Genomic DNA, 255 nt, shown 5'->3' with positions numbered 1-255 from the left:
CTCACGATGATGAATATTCGCTTAAAAGAAGTTTTAAGCCAGGTACACGGAGCAAGCGGTTTGAAAATCATCAGGGCTATTTTAGCTGGAGAAAGAAATCCTGATGTTCTAGTTGAAATGTGCCATAGTAGTGTTTTAAAAACAAAAAGGGAGCTGATAGTTAAATCTTTGAAAGGCCATTATAACGAGGCGGGACTTTTTGCCTTAGAACAGGCAGTTACCTGTTACGATTTTTACCAGGAGCAGATAGTTCGC

Annotated in this window: 1 pseudogene; it reads left to right on the top strand. The window is 39.6% G+C overall.

The features are described 5' to 3' along the window. Window positions 1-255, top strand: a pseudogene (locus LB465_RS18210) (IS110 family transposase); the annotation flags it as partial.

It is taken from the genome of Salegentibacter lacus, assembly GCF_020164555.1.
GTDB classification, from domain to species: domain Bacteria; phylum Bacteroidota; class Bacteroidia; order Flavobacteriales; family Flavobacteriaceae; genus Salegentibacter; species Salegentibacter lacus.
This window is presented reverse-complemented; position numbering and strand designations above follow the sequence as displayed.